Annotated in this window: 16 protein-coding genes; 13 read left to right on the forward strand and 3 right to left on the reverse strand. The window is 61.1% G+C overall.

What is annotated here, in order from left to right:
* On the reverse strand, positions 1–309 hold a 309-nt coding region (locus tag QGG57_03430; protein ID MDP7007224.1), incomplete at its 3' end, for a 3-methyl-2-oxobutanoate hydroxymethyltransferase.
* A gap of 84 nt (positions 310–393) precedes the next feature.
* Between QGG57_03430 and ndhC the strand changes: the two genes are divergently transcribed.
* The 13 genes from ndhC (at position 394) to QGG57_03495 (ending at position 11,713) form a co-directional block, all read left to right on the forward strand.
* On the forward strand, positions 394–753 hold the full coding sequence (gene ndhC, locus QGG57_03435) for an NADH-quinone oxidoreductase subunit A (GenBank protein MDP7007225.1): 360 nt from the start codon (positions 394–396) through the stop codon (positions 751–753).
* Positions 754–827: 74 nt separating this feature from the next.
* Positions 828–1,391, forward strand: coding sequence for an NADH-quinone oxidoreductase subunit NuoB (nuoB, locus tag QGG57_03440; protein MDP7007226.1), 564 nt, complete (start codon positions 828–830; stop codon positions 1,389–1,391).
* A gap of 1 nt (position 1,392) precedes the next feature.
* The gene (locus QGG57_03445) at positions 1,393–1,848 is read left to right on the forward strand and encodes an NADH-quinone oxidoreductase subunit C (protein ID MDP7007227.1); all 456 of its coding nucleotides are present in this window, start codon (positions 1,393–1,395) and stop codon (positions 1,846–1,848) included.
* Positions 1,849–1,868: 20 nt separating this feature from the next.
* Complete coding sequence (locus QGG57_03450) at positions 1,869–2,942, forward strand: NADH-quinone oxidoreductase subunit NuoD (GenBank protein MDP7007228.1); 1,074 nt, start codon at positions 1,869–1,871, stop codon at positions 2,940–2,942.
* Positions 2,939–4,111, forward strand: coding sequence for an NADH-quinone oxidoreductase subunit H (locus QGG57_03455; protein MDP7007229.1), 1,173 nt, complete (start codon positions 2,939–2,941; stop codon positions 4,109–4,111). The genes QGG57_03450 and QGG57_03455 overlap by 4 nt, the downstream gene beginning before the upstream one ends.
* Complete coding sequence (locus tag QGG57_03460) at positions 4,111–4,881, forward strand: 4Fe-4S binding protein (GenBank protein ID MDP7007230.1); 771 nt, start codon at positions 4,111–4,113, stop codon at positions 4,879–4,881. The genes QGG57_03455 and QGG57_03460 overlap by 1 nt, the downstream gene beginning before the upstream one ends.
* Complete coding sequence (locus QGG57_03465) at positions 4,882–5,145, forward strand: NADH-quinone oxidoreductase subunit J (protein ID MDP7007231.1); 264 nt, start codon at positions 4,882–4,884, stop codon at positions 5,143–5,145.
* On the forward strand, positions 5,138–5,863 hold the full coding sequence (locus tag QGG57_03470) for a hypothetical protein (protein ID MDP7007232.1): 726 nt from the start codon (positions 5,138–5,140) through the stop codon (positions 5,861–5,863). Before QGG57_03465 ends, QGG57_03470 begins: the two co-directional genes overlap by 8 nt.
* Positions 5,860–6,162 (forward strand): NADH-quinone oxidoreductase subunit NuoK, encoded by a 303-nt coding sequence (nuoK, locus tag QGG57_03475; protein MDP7007233.1) that lies wholly within the window; start codon positions 5,860–5,862, stop codon positions 6,160–6,162. Before QGG57_03470 ends, nuoK begins: the two co-directional genes overlap by 4 nt.
* A 1-nt stretch (position 6,163) precedes the next feature.
* Entirely contained in the window at positions 6,164–8,152 is a 1,989-nt protein-coding gene (locus QGG57_03480; GenBank protein MDP7007234.1) for an NADH-quinone oxidoreductase subunit L, read from the forward strand.
* Positions 8,149–10,017: an NADH-quinone oxidoreductase subunit M gene (locus tag QGG57_03485; protein ID MDP7007235.1), complete on the forward strand. Its 1,869-nt coding sequence runs from the start codon at positions 8,149–8,151 to the stop codon at positions 10,015–10,017. The genes QGG57_03480 and QGG57_03485 overlap by 4 nt, the downstream gene beginning before the upstream one ends.
* Positions 10,017–11,462, forward strand: coding sequence for an NADH-quinone oxidoreductase subunit N (locus QGG57_03490; GenBank protein ID MDP7007236.1), 1,446 nt, complete (start codon positions 10,017–10,019; stop codon positions 11,460–11,462). Before QGG57_03485 ends, QGG57_03490 begins: the two co-directional genes overlap by 1 nt.
* A complete protein-coding gene (locus QGG57_03495) occupies positions 11,459–11,713 on the forward strand; it encodes a hypothetical protein (protein MDP7007237.1) in 255 nt (84 codons plus the stop codon). Before QGG57_03490 ends, QGG57_03495 begins: the two co-directional genes overlap by 4 nt.
* Here QGG57_03495 and QGG57_03500 read toward each other — a convergent pair.
* The gene (locus tag QGG57_03500; protein MDP7007238.1) at positions 11,710–12,705 is read right to left on the reverse strand and encodes a polyprenyl synthetase family protein; all 996 of its coding nucleotides are present in this window, start codon (positions 12,703–12,705) and stop codon (positions 11,710–11,712) included. The two genes, QGG57_03495 and QGG57_03500, sit on opposite strands and share 4 nt — an antisense overlap.
* Positions 12,689–13,957, reverse strand: coding sequence for a UbiA family prenyltransferase (locus QGG57_03505; GenBank protein ID MDP7007239.1), 1,269 nt, complete (start codon positions 13,955–13,957; stop codon positions 12,689–12,691). The genes QGG57_03500 and QGG57_03505 overlap by 17 nt, the downstream gene beginning before the upstream one ends.
* Position 13,958 lies beyond the last annotated feature (1 nt).

Consider the following 13,958-nt stretch of genomic DNA (forward strand, 5'->3'; position numbering starts at 1 on the left):
CGCCGCTTTCGAGTCACCCTGGTAAGTGCCGAACGGCAGGTCCACCACGACGAGCGCGCGCTGCGCTCCCTTAACGACGCCGCTGGCGTGGTAAATCATCTGGTCGAGCGTGATGGGGACGGTGGTCTCGTTGCCCGCCATCACGTTGGAGGCGGAATCGCCGACGAGGATGACGTCCACCCCGGCGCCATCGACCAGCCGCGCCAGCGAATAATCGTAGGCGGTCAGCATCGCGATTTTCTCGCCATCCTGCTTCATCGCCTGCAGCGTGTTGGTGGTAATACGGCGGGCGTCGCTGGCGGGTGCCATGTCTGCCCCCCACCCCGGGGATTTATTACGGTTCGCTGCCGCCGCTCCCGAACGTTTTTTATACTGTTGCTGCACGGGGGCGCCGTGCTCGGTCACGACTATATCCCAATCGGGATTTTCGCGGTCATTGCGCTCACGTTCCCGCTGCTGAATTTCTTCATCGGACGGTTCTTCCGGCCCGATTACGGGAACCCGTTGAAGCGCTCGACTTACGAGTGTGGTGAAACGCCGGTCGGCGAGGCGCACATCCAGTTCCACTTCCAGTACTACATGTTCGCCATCCTCTTCGTGGTCTTCGACCTCGTCGTGGTTTTCCTGATGCTGTGGGTGCTGGTCTACACCAGCCTCGATACCAGCGCCAAGCTGGTTATGTTCCTCTTCGTCGGGATGACTCTGCTTGCGCTCTACTACGCGCTGAAGAAGGAGGAGGTTATCTGGATATGAGCCGGCAACAGGCGCGTGGCAACCCCCGCATGCGCAAGGGCCTCGGCTCACGCACCAGCGACCCCGCCACGATGATGGAGGACCCCCCGTCAGGCGACTGGCTGACGCTGCGCTCCGACCAGTTCCTGAACTGGGTCGACGACGCGGTCTACAACATCGCCGAACAGACCGGCATCCGCGACGTCGTCAACCGTGTCACGCGCCCGATTTTCAACTGGGGGCTGCGCTACTCTCCCTGGCCGCTCCATTTCGGTATCATGTGCTGCGCGCTCGAGATGGGCGCTGCGGGCGGGCCGGACCACGATTCCGAGCGCATGGGAGTGGTCTACCGCTCCTCGCCGCGGCAGTGCGATATCCTGATTGTAAACGGCCCGGTCTGCGAGAAATTGCGCCCCAAACTGAAGACGCTCTACGAGCAAATGGCCGACCCGAAGTGGGTCATCGCGATGGGCGAGTGTGCCATTGGCGGCGGCCCCTACTGGGACTCCTATTCGGTCGTCGCGGGCGCTGATACCTTCATTCCCGTGGATGTCTACATTCCCGGCTGCCCCGTCCGGCCCGAGGCGCTGATGCACGGCTTCCTGACGCTGCAGAAGAAGATTCGCGAGCAGGAGCCGGGATATTTCCTGAGGCGCTGAAATGGAAACCGGGCAACTCGTTCAGACTCTGGGAAAGCGTGAAGGTGCCAGTGACGGTTCTGTACTGCGCTCCCGCGTCGGCCGCATCTCAATAACGCGCGAGGCGAGCCAGACATTTTTCAGCGCGCTGAAAAATGACTTCGGCTTTGACCACTGCTCGCTGATTTCGGCGGTCGATAACCAGACCAGCTTCGAACTGGTCTACCACTTCTCGAAAGTTGACGCGACCGGGCAGATGCTTGAAGTCCACGTTGATTTGCCGCGCGACACGCCGACTATCGGCTCCATCACCCATCTCTGGGGCGGGGCGGACTGGCACGAGCGCGAGGCGTACGACCTGATGGGCATCTACTTCATCGGGCATCCCGACCTGAAGCGGGTGCTGCTGCCCGATGGCTTTGCAGGGCATCCACTGCGCAAGGACTACGTCTACGAAATCCACGAGGAGGAGTGGTAATGGCGGAGATGTGGATTCACATGGGCCCGCAACACCCGATGACCCACGGGTTGTGGAATTTGCGCATCAAGGTCAACGGCGAGACCATCACTGATGCCGAGCCCGAACTGGGTTACCTGCACCGCTCTGTCGAGAAAATTGGCGAGCGCCGCAAGTACTTCATGAACACGACGCTCACCGACCGGCTCTGCTACGCCAGCGCGATGACCTGGACCCATTGCTACTGCCTCACGGCCGAGGAGCTTATGGGGATCGAGGCACCGCCCCGCGCGCAATACATCCGCACGGTCGTGCTCGAGCTACAGCGCATCGCCAGCCACCTGATGTGGCTCGGTGCCTACCTGCCCGACCTGGGGCTGATTACCGGTTTCCTCTACGGCATGCGCGACCGCGAGATGTTCCTGAACCTGCTCGAAATCCCGAGCGGTGGGCGGCTGCTCTACAACTACGTCAGGATTGGCGGCGTCAAGCGTGACCTGCCGCCCGGCTTCGAAGCCAAGGCGGAGCGCGTTATGCAGACGCTCGAGCGGCGGCTGAAGGAATACGAAAACCTGTACGACAACTCGAAAATCTTCCGCATGCGCAACGACGGCGTCGGCGTCTACAGCGCCAGCGACGCCATCAACTGGGGCATTACCGGCCCCAACCTGCGCAGTGCCGGGGTCCCATTTGACCTGCGGCAGGCCGACTCCTATGATGCCTATCCTGAGCTGGACTTCGAGCCAGTCACCAACACGGCCGCTGGCGGTGGTAGTGACTGCTTCAGTCGCTACCGGCAGCGCGTCGACGAGATGCACCAGTCGATGGACCTCGTGCGCCAGACACTGGCGAAGATGCCGGAAGGCAAGGTGATGGCCGACAGCGTCCCCCTGCGCGCCAGCGGCGAGGCGTTCCGGCGCACCGAGGATTCGCGGGGTGAGGCGCTGATGTACCTCGTTGGGGACGGCAGCGACCGCCCCTATCGCTGGAAGATTCGCAGCCCCATGTTCACCACCGTTTCGGCGGCGCCACATTTCCTGAAAGGCTACAAGGTAGCTGACGTGCCAGCCATCATGGGCAGCATTGACATGTGCATCGGGGAGACTGACAAATGACCTCGCTCTACGACTGGAGCTACTGGTTCTGCGAGGCGTGGCTGGTGCCGCTGATAACGCCGCTGCTCTACTTCCAGGAACACATTATGCCGCCCTTCAGCAACCCTGCTGGTGACATGGCGCGCTGGATGGAATCCGACCCCGGCCTGAACGTCCTGGCGTGGAGCATCGTGGTTAACGTGGCGCTGATGATTGGTTTCACCAACGTCATTATCGTGGTCTACCTCGAGCGCAAGATTGCGGGACGCATCATGGACCGGCGGGGGCCGATGCTAGCCTTCAATTCACTGAAGGAGATTGCGAGTGACCTGGCCGGCTACGCTCCTGAATACAACTGGAAGACCACGACCTACGCCGGCATCGGAATCCTGCAGAATGTTGCCGACGGCATCAAGTTCTTCTGCAAGGAAATTATCGTCCCCGACAAGGCCGACCGCCTGCTCTATACTATCGGGCCGGTGATTTTCATCTCCTCGAGCATCCTGTTGCTGGTGATGGTTCCCTTCTCGCCTCGCATTGCTGCCTCATCGGCGCCACTGGGGCTGCTGGTGGTGATGGCCGCCTTCTCGATTGCCCCCATCGGAGTGCTGACGACCGGCTGGGCCTGCAACAACAAGTACACGCTCATCGGCGGGATGCGCTCGGCGGCGCAGCTGATGGCGTACGAAATCCCGCTGCTGTTATCGATGGCGGGCGTCTTCCTCATCGCCGGCTCGTATAATCCGATGGATATCGTGGCGCAGCAGGAGGGGTTGTGGAACGTCGTTCCTCAGTTCCTCGGCTTTATCGTATTCATCGTCTGCATGCTGGCCGAAGTCGAGCGTGTGCCGTTCGACCTGCCCGAGGCGGAAGCGGAGCTGGTCGAGGGGTGGACCACCGAAATCGGCGGCCTGCGGCTGGGCCTTGTTTTCGCGGCGGAATACATTCGCGGTTTCGTGGGAGCCATGATTGCAACCATCCTGTTCCTGGGCGGCTGGGCCGGGCCGTTTCTGCCCGGCGAAATCTGGTTCCTGCTCAAGGTGTACGGTATCCTGATGTTCTTCATTATCCTGCGCTGGACCGTGCCACGCATCCGCACCGACCAGATTCTGCTGCTGGGCTGGAAGCGCTTGCTGCCACTCTCGCTGATTAACCTCGCCCTTGCCATTCTCTACGTGGAGGTCTTCTAATGCCCGAAGCAACGAAGACACCTGGCCTGATTCAGTTAATTTTCAGCCCCTTCATCGTCACCCTCAAGCAAATGTTGAAGGCCACTTTCGGACGGCCGCAGACGACCATGTACCCGCTCGAGCGACGCGAGCTGCCGCCCACTTACCGCGGGATGAACGCCGTCATCTGGGACCTCTGCATCGGCTGCGGTATTTGCGCCGAAGTCTGTCCGAATCGCTGCCTCAAGATGAAGCCCGAGACGCTCGATGACGAAGAGCAGGCACGCGCCTGGTACGGCTCGCACCTCGCCAAGCGCAAGTCCAAGCCGGAACGGCCGGCCATCAACTTCGGTCACTGCATGTTCTGCGGCTTCTGCGAGGCTTACTGCCCTACGGGGGCGATGACTATGACCGACTTCTACGAGATGGCCGATACGACGCGCGAGGGGCTCATCTACCCCGCGCGGTCACTCAAGGTAGATATGGAGTCGCTGCCGCAACTCCCACTCACTAACTACATGATGGAGTCGCCCGTGCTCTTCGCCGATACCTGCATCGGCTGCCGCAAGTGCGTCGACAACTGCCCCACAAACTGCATCATCATGGATACCGGTCCCAAGGAGCGGGAGAAGCGCGACGGTTCCAAGCACAACATCCCGGTTCCCTACTTCGACTACACCATCTGCATCGGCTGCTCGACCTGCGTCAAGGTCTGCCCGGTCGACTGCCTGCACATGGAACCGATTGCCGACTCCACCTCGAGTGGACTCCAGCCGGCGGAGGCAGCCTGAATGGACCTGGCGCTGATTGTCTTCTGGCTTCTCGCAGCAAGTATTCTTGCGGCAGCCTGGGCGGTCGTGACTGGCAGCGACATCGTCCATTCGGTGGTCTGGCTGGCGACAGTCTTCCTGCTTACCGCCGGCATTTTCATTCTCGCTGGCGCCGAGTTTCTGGCGGTCATCCAGGTACTGGTCTACGTCGGTGCCGTTTCGGTTGTAATCCTGTTCGGTATCATGCTCACGCGGCGTACGCTGCCGGGAGGCGAAAATGGCTGATTCCTGGCTGCGCGACGGGCTGCTCTGGGCGCTGGTGCTCTACGTCGTTGCGACGGTGATGCTGGCACCGTGGGGCGACCTTAACTCCCCACATAGCACTGGCAACGACCCCCAACCGCTGGAGCCAGCCGATGGCTATCAGCACCACAATACAACGGTCCGCTTCACCTGGTCCAGTCTGGCGGTCAATTATGAACTGCAAGTTATCAACTCAACTGGTGCCGTAGTTGCCAGCCAGAACCTGACCGGCGAGTCGAGTTACCAGACTCGGCGGCTGATGCCTGACGATTACACATGGGTTGCCTGGTACCTGCCAATTGACGGCGCACCAGCCGAAATAGTGGCGACCGGAATATTCAGCCTTGATTCATCCGCAAAGCAGCTGCTCGAGTGGGATGCTGTTGGTGTCAGCTACGATTTCCGGCTGCTGCCGGCGCCGGGGGCTGAGCCGGTTCGTGAACTGGCCGGCACGCCCGTACTCAAGGCGGACGTGGAGGGGCTCGATGAAGGGACGGAATACTGGTGGCAGGTGCGGGCACAGGACTCGAACGGCCACGCGACAGACTGGAGCTTGCCGCGCTCCATCGAGGTCGGCACGACACAGTTCCTCGCCTTCGAAGTCTTCAGCGAGTGGGCTCTGGCGCTGTTGCTGGTGGGTATGATTCTGGTGGTCGCTTTGCAGGCGGGCGTCTTCCTGGCGCGGGAGGAGCGCAAATGATTCCGTTAATACACTACGTCCTCTTCAGTTCTGCGCTGCTACTGATTGGCGGCTACGGTGTCGTGCGCAACCGCAACGCGATTGTGGTGCTGATGTCGATTGAGATTATGCTGACGGCGGCCAACATCAATTTCGTCGCCTTCGCCGAATTCTGGAACGACCTTACGGGACAGGTCTTCGCGCTGTTCGTGATTGCGATAGCTGCCGCCGAAGTGGCGATTGGCCTCGCCATCCTTCTAAGTCTGTACAAGCAGCGCAACACCATCGAGCTGGATATGCTTGACCTGTTGAGGTGGTAAATTGCTCGAACAGGCGTGGCTGATTCCAGTCTTCCCGATTGCTGCGTTTTTACTAATCATAATTGGCGGACGTTTCGAGACGTTTCGCTACAGCTTTGTTGCCTCCGGCAGTTGGCTGGCCCTCATCGGGGTCGGCGGCTCGAGCGCGCTTTCGCTGCTGGTGGCGTGGGAAGTCTTCACGGGCGGTCACGGCCCCTACGAAGAGACGTGGACCTGGTTCAAAGGAGCGACGTTCGCCTTCGAAGGCGGCATTTATCTCGACGGGCTGGCGGCGCTGCTGCTGGTCGTGGTCGGGATTGTATCGTTCCTGGTCGTCATGTTTTCCGTGGGTTACATGGCTGACGAAGGCGAGCGACGCATTCGCTACTACGCCGAAATCTGCCTCTTTGTGGGGGTGATGCAGGGGCTCGTGATTGCCAACAGCTTCCTGCTGCTATTCATCTTCTGGGAGCTTGTTGGCCTCTGCTCCTATTTGCTGATTGGTTTCTGGTACGAAAAACCGTCGGCCGCCTCGGCCGCCAAGAAGGCGTTCCTCGTCACGCGTGTCGGCGACGTCTTCCTGCTTTTCGGGCTGGTAATCCTGTTCAACACCTTCGGGACGCTGCGCTACAGCGAGCTCTTTGCAGACCCGGCGCTGCTGGCGGAGCACGCGACCGAACTGAAGTGGGCTACGCTCTGCCTTTTCGGTGGCGCGGTCGGCAAGAGCGCGCAGTTCCCGCTGCACTTCTGGCTGCCCGACGCGATGGAAGGCCCGTCGACGGTCAGCGCGCTGATTCACGCCGCGACGATGGTCAAGGCGGGCGTATTCCTCGTCGCGCGAGCATATCCTCTGATTGTCCACTCGCCCGACACGGCGCTCTACATCGCGATTACGGGCGGCTTCACGGCCTTCATCGCCGCCAGTATGGCGCTGGTGATGTATGACATCAAGCGCGTGCTCGCCTATTCGACCATCTCGCAGCTGGGCTACATGTTCCTCGCGCTGGGTGCTGGGGCGTGGGCGTTCGCGCACGCCGGGGGTGACGCGTACGCCGAAGCACACGGCTACACGGCAGGGATGTTCCACCTCCTGAATCACGCTTTCTTCAAAGCGCTACTTTTCCTCGGCGCCGGTGCGGTCATTCACGCAGTGCACACGCAGGACATGCGCGAGATGGGCGGTTTGCGCAAGGCGATGCCACTCACCTCGACCGCGATGGGACTCGCCGTCCTGTCGATAGCGGGCGTGCCGTTCTTCTCCGGGTTCTGGTCCAAGGACGAAATCCTCGCTGCGGTGCGCCATAACGGCGAAGCGGAGCCGATTTTCGCGCTGCTCTGGATGATGGCGCTCGCGACGGCGGCGATGACTGCCTTCTACATGACCCGTTTATGGATGATGACTTTTACCGGCCCCCCGAATGAAAAGGCGCACGAAGCGCCGGCGGTGATGACGATACCGCTCTGCATCCTCGGGGCGTTCGCCGTACTTTCGGGCTTCGCTATATTCCTCGGCGATGGTTTCGCCAGCTATGTCCACTACGGCCACCACGCACTCCAGGATGACTGGGCGCTGCTCGACCACGTGTTGTCCGCCAGCGGAACGCACCTGTCGGTCGCGGCTGCGCTGGGCGGCATCGCGTTGGCTACCTTGCTCTACTACCGCTCGCCCACGCAGGTTGAGCGGCCCGAGCGCGCGCGCTTCATCCTCGATAACCAGCCAACGGCATGGCTGCACCACTTCCTGACCGAGCGGCTCTACATTTCGCGCTTCTTCGACTGGTTCGGCCTTCGCTGCTGGGATGTCTGCGCAGCGGCGTGTAATCGCTTCGACCTTTCCGTGATTGATGGTGTGGTGAACGGCATCGCCGCCGGGGCAATCCGCAGTGGCGAGCGATTGCGGCGGCTGCACACCGGCTTCACGGGCCATTACGCTTCCTACTCGCTTGGCGGCCTCGGCGCGCTGGCGATACTGCTACGGGTGGTACTGCCACTGGTGGGTTGGTCACCGTGAAGCGCATTCTCAGCCTACTGCTTTTGCTGGTGCTGCTGCCGGCTGCAGCGGCCGAGACGCAGACTATCCTGGTGACGCAATCGGCCGACGGCAGTTCATACTACTTCGAGCCAGCGGTACTACAAGTCGCAGTCAACGACACCGTGGTATTTGTCTGGGACAACGGCTCGCACAATGTTGCGCAAGTTTCCGATGCCGAAGCCACGCTTTACGAGTCGGGCTTCCGCTCAGGAGATCCTGTAGTAGGAGGCGACTGGACGCTACCGGCTGAATACACCGCGACTGACGGCACACTGGAATACGTGTGTGAGCCGCACGTGTCTATGGACATGCGCGGCACTATAATCGTCGGCAGCGGCGCCGCGCCGGTGCCGGAGATGGCCCTGAGCTTCGGAGAGTTCCCGTGGCTCAGCTACCTGTTGTTACTGCCGCTGATTGGCACGCTCTGGTGCTGGGGCTTCCGTAACAATCCGGGAGCGCCGCGCTTCATCGCACTCGGCACGACCTTGGCAACCTTTCTGCTCTCGCTCATTATTTTTACAAAGACGGGCTCTGGCAGCGGCTACCGGCTGATGGAAGAGTATGTCTGGTCTTCCCGATTCGGCGTTTCGCTGTTACTGGGAGTAGACGGCCTTAGCGCACCGATGGTGCTGCTGACCGGCATCCTGGGGCCGCTCACAGTGCTCTTTGCGTGGGAAGAACGGAAGCAGCCGGCGCTGTTCTTCGGGCTGCTGCTGCTGTTGCAGACCGCGATGCTAGGCGTTTTCGTGACGCTGGACTACTTTGTCTTCTACCTCTTCTGGGAAGTCGTACTGATACCGATGTTCTTCCTAATTGCCATTTGGGGCGGCCCTGAGCGGCGCTACGCTGCCTACAAGTTCTTCATCTACACCTTCACCGCTTCGCTGGTGATGCTGGTGGGTTTCATGGCGCTCTACTTCGAGAGCGGCGCGCAAAGCTTTTCGATGATTGAAATCGCGAAGCATTCCGGCAGCTTCGCCCCCGCTTTCCAGAAGTGGGTCTTTGCAGCTCTTTTCGTGGGTTTCGCGGTCAAGATGCCGATGGTCCCGTTCCACACTTGGCTCCCCGATGCGCATGTCGAAGCGCCGACGGCCGGCTCAATCGTGCTGGCTGGTATCATGCTGAAGCTCGGCCTTTACGGACTGATGCGCGCTGCGCTGGCGCCACTTCCGCTCGGTGCGGAATATTTCGTGCCGGTGATGGTCGTGCTGGCGATTGTTTCCATAATCTACGGGGCAGTCCTCTCCCTCGCGCAGACCGACTTGAAAAAGCTGGTTGCCTATTCCAGCATCTCGCACATGGGCGTCGCGCTGCTGGGCGTCGCGACGCTTACCGAACTGGGGATGGCGGGCGCGGTCTTCATGATGTTCGCGCACGGCCTGCTCAGTCCCGCGATGTTCATGGTTGCCGGAATGCTGCTGCACCAAGTCGGAACGCGCGACATTCCGAAACTGGGTGGGCTGGCACAGAAACAGCCCTTTACTGCGACGCTGGTCGTCATAATTTTCCTCGGGAGCCTTGGATTGCCAGGAATGGCTACCTTCGTGGCGGAACTTGCAGTATTTATAGCGTTTTTCGAGAGCCACGGCTATCTGTTGCTGCTCCCGATTTTTGGAATGGTTCTCACTGCAGGTTACCATCTCTGGGCGTTGCAGCGCTCGATTTTCGGTCCACTCACCGAGCAGGTAGATGTCACGAAGGTGCACGAAGCGCCATGGTATGAGCAGTGGCCGATGTTCACCATTGTTGCACTGGCGGTGCTCTTCGGCGTGCTGCCGCAGCTGCTGATGGAGCCGGTGACGGTAGCGTGCTACGACATCCTGCGACTGATGGGGGTAGCGTGATGGCGGGCGTCGAGCTGCTCTTTCCCGAATTCCTGCTCGCCGCTACAGCGCTGCTCCTGCCGGGAACGTACCTGCTCCACCGTAACGCGCAGCTTTGCGGCCGGCTTGCTGTCACGACGCTGGCGGTTGCGCTGGGCGCCACATGGTTGCAATGGTTCGGCTCCGGTGCAGTTGCGTCTGAGACTTATTTCGGCCACCTTGAGATAGACCTCTTTTCGCAACTGTTCAAGTTCGCCTTTCTGGCAATCGCCCTCGGCTCGGGAATTGTCAGCCTCGCCTACCTCGGAGATTTGCCGCACCGGCCCGAGTTTTTCACGCTGCTACTGACTGCCACGCTTGGAATGCTCATCGTCGCCTCGGCGACTGACCTGCTGACGCTCTTTATCGGCCTCGAGCTGGCGGCGTTCAGCAGTTACGCACTGGTCGCATTCCAGAAGCACGACGATGGCTCGAGCGAAGCGGGCGCCAAGTATCTGCTCATCGGTTCGTTCTCATCGGCGCTGACGCTCTACGGCATCTCGCTGCTCTATGGCCTGACGGGGACGCTGGAGCTAGCTGCCATCGCCGCCCACGACTGGGGCGCCAGCTTCTCCGGGGTGCTCTTTGTCGCCATCCTGTTCATTACTGGCGGCCTTGGCTTCAAGGTCGCGGCGGTACCGTTCCATGCCTGGGCGCCTGACGTTTACCAAGGCGCGCCGACGCCGGTGACGGCATTCCTCGCTGCCGGGAGCAAGGCGATGGGTTTTGTGGCTTTGCTACGCATTTTCGTCACCGCCCTCGGCCCCGCGCTGGCTGAGTGGCAACTGCTGCTCGCCGTAATCGCGGTGGTGACGATGACCGTCGGTAACCTGGCGGCGCTGCGCCAACAGGACATCGGCCGTATGCTAGCCTATTCCTCGGTTGCACAGGCAGGTTACATCCTGGCGGCGTTTCCGGCGATGACCGAACTAGCGCTGGGCGGTGCGATTTTCCACACGCTGGTGCACGCCGTGATGAAGGGCGGCGCGTTCGTAATTGTGGCAGCGGTCGGGATGGCGGGGCTGGGCTACTCAATCGAGAGTTACCGCGGGCTGGCACGGCGGTCGCAACTGCTGGCGCTGGCGATGACGGTCTGCCTGCTGGCGCTGGTCGGCATCCCGCCTTTCGGCGGATTCTTCAGTAAGTTCTGGCTCTTCTACGGGATATTCCAGGCGTCGATGGCAGGGCCGCAATGGCTGCTCTGGCTAGTCGTTGCGGGCGTCCTGAACTCGGCACTGTCGCTGTTTTACTATCTGCGCGTCATTCGCAACGTCTATGCCGAAGACCCGCAAGACTACGCGCGGCCGTTTAGGGCACACACGCAGTATATCGCGCTGGCGGTACTGCTGATGCTCACACTGCTGATTCCGCTGCAGTATGGCTCTATCCTAACACTTTGCCGTGATGCGGCGGCATCACTGTTATGAGTAGTGCTGAGAAGAAACGTCAGTTCGAACGGCTCTGGAAAGGCGAAACACCCAAAGGCACAAACCCGCAGAAGCGCAACGCGTTTCGCTCGCGGATGAAGGCTGATTGCCAGCAACTCGGCCTGCGCTTCAGTAAGATTAACTCGCGCCGCATCTACCTCGGCGAGCTGGCGGAAGATGACGCTGACGTCACCCGCGTAGGCGAAGTTCGCGTGCGCCATCCCGAGCGCCGGCACCTGCGCGGTGTCTAGCCGCCGTCGGCCCTGAGCAGTTCGTCGGCGAATGCTCCGGGCACCGTTTCCAGCAGTTCGCGATAGGGTGTATCCGGGAGTTCCTGCAGGTATCCCAGTGCACGCTCCTGCCACGGCGCGAGCAGCTCCTCGCAGACTCGCTGTGCGTCCTCTGGCCGACCGTTGGCAATCAGCGGCCCCGCGTCCTTCTCCAGCAGGAACGCCTGCACCCAGGGCTGGTAGCCGGGCAGCCGCTCGAGCCGCGTCAGCGGTAGCGTCGGGATACCGAGCGACAGGTCACCGACCGGCGTGCTGGTGAGCAATGAATTGAGCAGGTCCACGAAATCATCCGCCAGCTGGTAGATGATGCCGACGCATTCGCCATAGTGGTAGAATAGCGGAGCCAGGTCGGTGCGCGGCGAAACCAGCGCCCCCAGTTCGGCGGCGGTACCATAGAGTGACGCGGTCTTGCGCTTGATACGCTTCAGGTAGACTGCTTCGGTAAAGCTGGCGTGGTCGGTAAAATCTGCGATTGCGCCTTTGGACAGGCTGCGGATGCAGCGCGCCAGCGAACGTGATGTCGCTTCCGAAATGGCGCCGTGCAGAGAACCGGTCGCAATCATCAGGTCCGCCACCAGCACGGCGGTGCGCGGCCCCAGTTCCTGCCATAAAGCAGGAGCGTCGCGGCGGAATTCGTCGCCGTCAATCCAGTCGTCGTGAATCAGCGCTCCGCTGTGAATCAACTCCAGCGCGACACCGCACTCGAATGCTAGGTGCGCGTCGCCTTCAAGCGCGTCGGAAGCCAACCGGCACAGGACAGGGCGCAGCCGTTTGCCGCCGCTGGTGCCGCGCTCGAGCATCGGCACGATGTCCTGCGCTTCGGCTGCGAGAGCGGAAGCCAGATGTTCCTCGAATTCCTGCCGCACCTGTTCGCTGTAATTAGAGAGAGGTTCGCTGGTCGTGAGCGAAAGGCTGAGACTGCCTGAGTTGCGCATTTCAGTAATGGATTCCACCGATGAGCAGCACCCCCGTCATGAACTGGATGCCAATGGTCAACCAGCAGCTCAGCGCCAGCTCGCGCTGGTCGAAATGGGTGATGACGCGCCAGCTGGTGTAGAGCGCCAATGGCAGTACCAGCAGCGCAGCCAGGCTGTTGTAGACCATGATTCCACTTTCAACCAGCCACCAGATGGCCCCGAAAGCAGCGACGGCCAGCAGCAAGTAGCCATAGCTCGCCCGCTCCAGGCCAAGCGTCGCCACCAGGTGCAGCTTGCCGGCGGCGATATCGCTCGGCATATCGGGGAACTGGTTGACCCACAGGATGTTGGTCGTCAGCAATCCCAGCGGCAGGCCTAGCAGTAGTGCCTCGGTCGAGTGGACGCTAGTCAGGGCGTGAACCGTCCCCGCCGTCATCAGCGGGCCGAAGCAAAGCCCGATTGCCAGCTCGCCCAGCCCGCGGCGGGCGGCGAGCCGTACTGGGCCGGCGGTGTAGAACAGCGCACAGCACGCGCCGGCGACGCCGTACCAGAGCAGCCCGAAGTCGCTGCTGGTGAACATCAGCGCGACCCCGCAGGCGGTTGAGAGCAGCAGGAAGCTGGTCGCGAGCTGTAGCAGCCCTCGCTCGCTGATGAGTCCCAGCTCAATCGCGCGGCTGCCGCCTGAGAGCTGCAGGAAGTAGTCATTGTTCAACTGGTCAGTACCGCTGGTCCAGTCGAAGTAGTCGTTGAACGTATTGGCCGCCAGATGCATCAGCGATGCACCCAGGAAAATCAGTCCGAAACTCGAAGTCTCAAACTCGAGCAACCCTGCCTGAATAGCCCAAGCCGTCGCCAGGACTACCGGCAGCCAGGTCGCGGTCAGGAATGGTAGGCGCGTGATAGCGACGACCCGGATAATGCGGGTCGCGAGCGCGATAGAGGGCAACGTTTCAGCTGGGTCTACATCGGGCAGCTCGACGCTCCGGCCGCAGTAGCCAATCTGGGAGCCATCGTGGAAAGTGGGCGTAATCCGGATTTCGGCCGCCAGCTGCGAACCATCCTTGCGGACGAAGGTGGTGCGGGTACGGTGCTCGCCATTTTCGGTAGCCGATTTGAGCCAGTCGGCAACATGCCCCAGCACTACCATCCCGGGCGAGAATAATGATACCCTTTTCTTACCGACAACTTCGTCGGCACGATAGCCGAAAATCTGTTCGGCGCCTTCGTTGAAGGTCTCGATGCGCCCCTCCATATCGCAGGTAATGATGCTGACTGGTTGCTCATCCATA

This window comes from Candidatus Poseidoniia archaeon, from assembly GCA_030748895.1.
Classification (GTDB): Archaea; Thermoplasmatota; Poseidoniia; order MGIII; family CG-Epi1; genus UBA8886.

Excerpts from the sequence above, each read along its gene's own strand:
- nuoB (MDP7007226.1), top strand. The coding sequence starts at position 828 with ATGGAGGACCCCCCGTCAGGCGACTGGCTGACGCTGCGCTCCGACCAG.
- QGG57_03445 (MDP7007227.1), top strand. The coding sequence starts at position 1,393 with ATGGAAACCGGGCAACTCGTTCAGACTCTGGGAAAGCGTGAAGGTGCC.
- QGG57_03450 (MDP7007228.1), top strand. The coding sequence starts at position 1,869 with ATGGGCCCGCAACACCCGATGACCCACGGGTTGTGGAATTTGCGCATC.
- QGG57_03455 (MDP7007229.1), top strand. The coding sequence starts at position 2,939 with ATGACCTCGCTCTACGACTGGAGCTACTGGTTCTGCGAGGCGTGGCTG.
- QGG57_03460 (MDP7007230.1), top strand. The coding sequence starts at position 4,111 with ATGCCCGAAGCAACGAAGACACCTGGCCTGATTCAGTTAATTTTCAGC.
- QGG57_03465 (MDP7007231.1), top strand. The coding sequence starts at position 4,882 with ATGGACCTGGCGCTGATTGTCTTCTGGCTTCTCGCAGCAAGTATTCTT.
- QGG57_03470 (MDP7007232.1), top strand. The coding sequence starts at position 5,138 with ATGGCTGATTCCTGGCTGCGCGACGGGCTGCTCTGGGCGCTGGTGCTC.
- nuoK (MDP7007233.1), top strand. The coding sequence starts at position 5,860 with ATGATTCCGTTAATACACTACGTCCTCTTCAGTTCTGCGCTGCTACTG.
- QGG57_03490 (MDP7007236.1), top strand. The coding sequence starts at position 10,017 with ATGGCGGGCGTCGAGCTGCTCTTTCCCGAATTCCTGCTCGCCGCTACA.
- QGG57_03495 (MDP7007237.1), top strand. The coding sequence starts at position 11,459 with ATGAGTAGTGCTGAGAAGAAACGTCAGTTCGAACGGCTCTGGAAAGGC.
- QGG57_03505 (MDP7007239.1), bottom strand. The coding sequence starts at position 13,957 with ATGGATGAGCAACCAGTCAGCATCATTACCTGCGATATGGAGGGGCGC.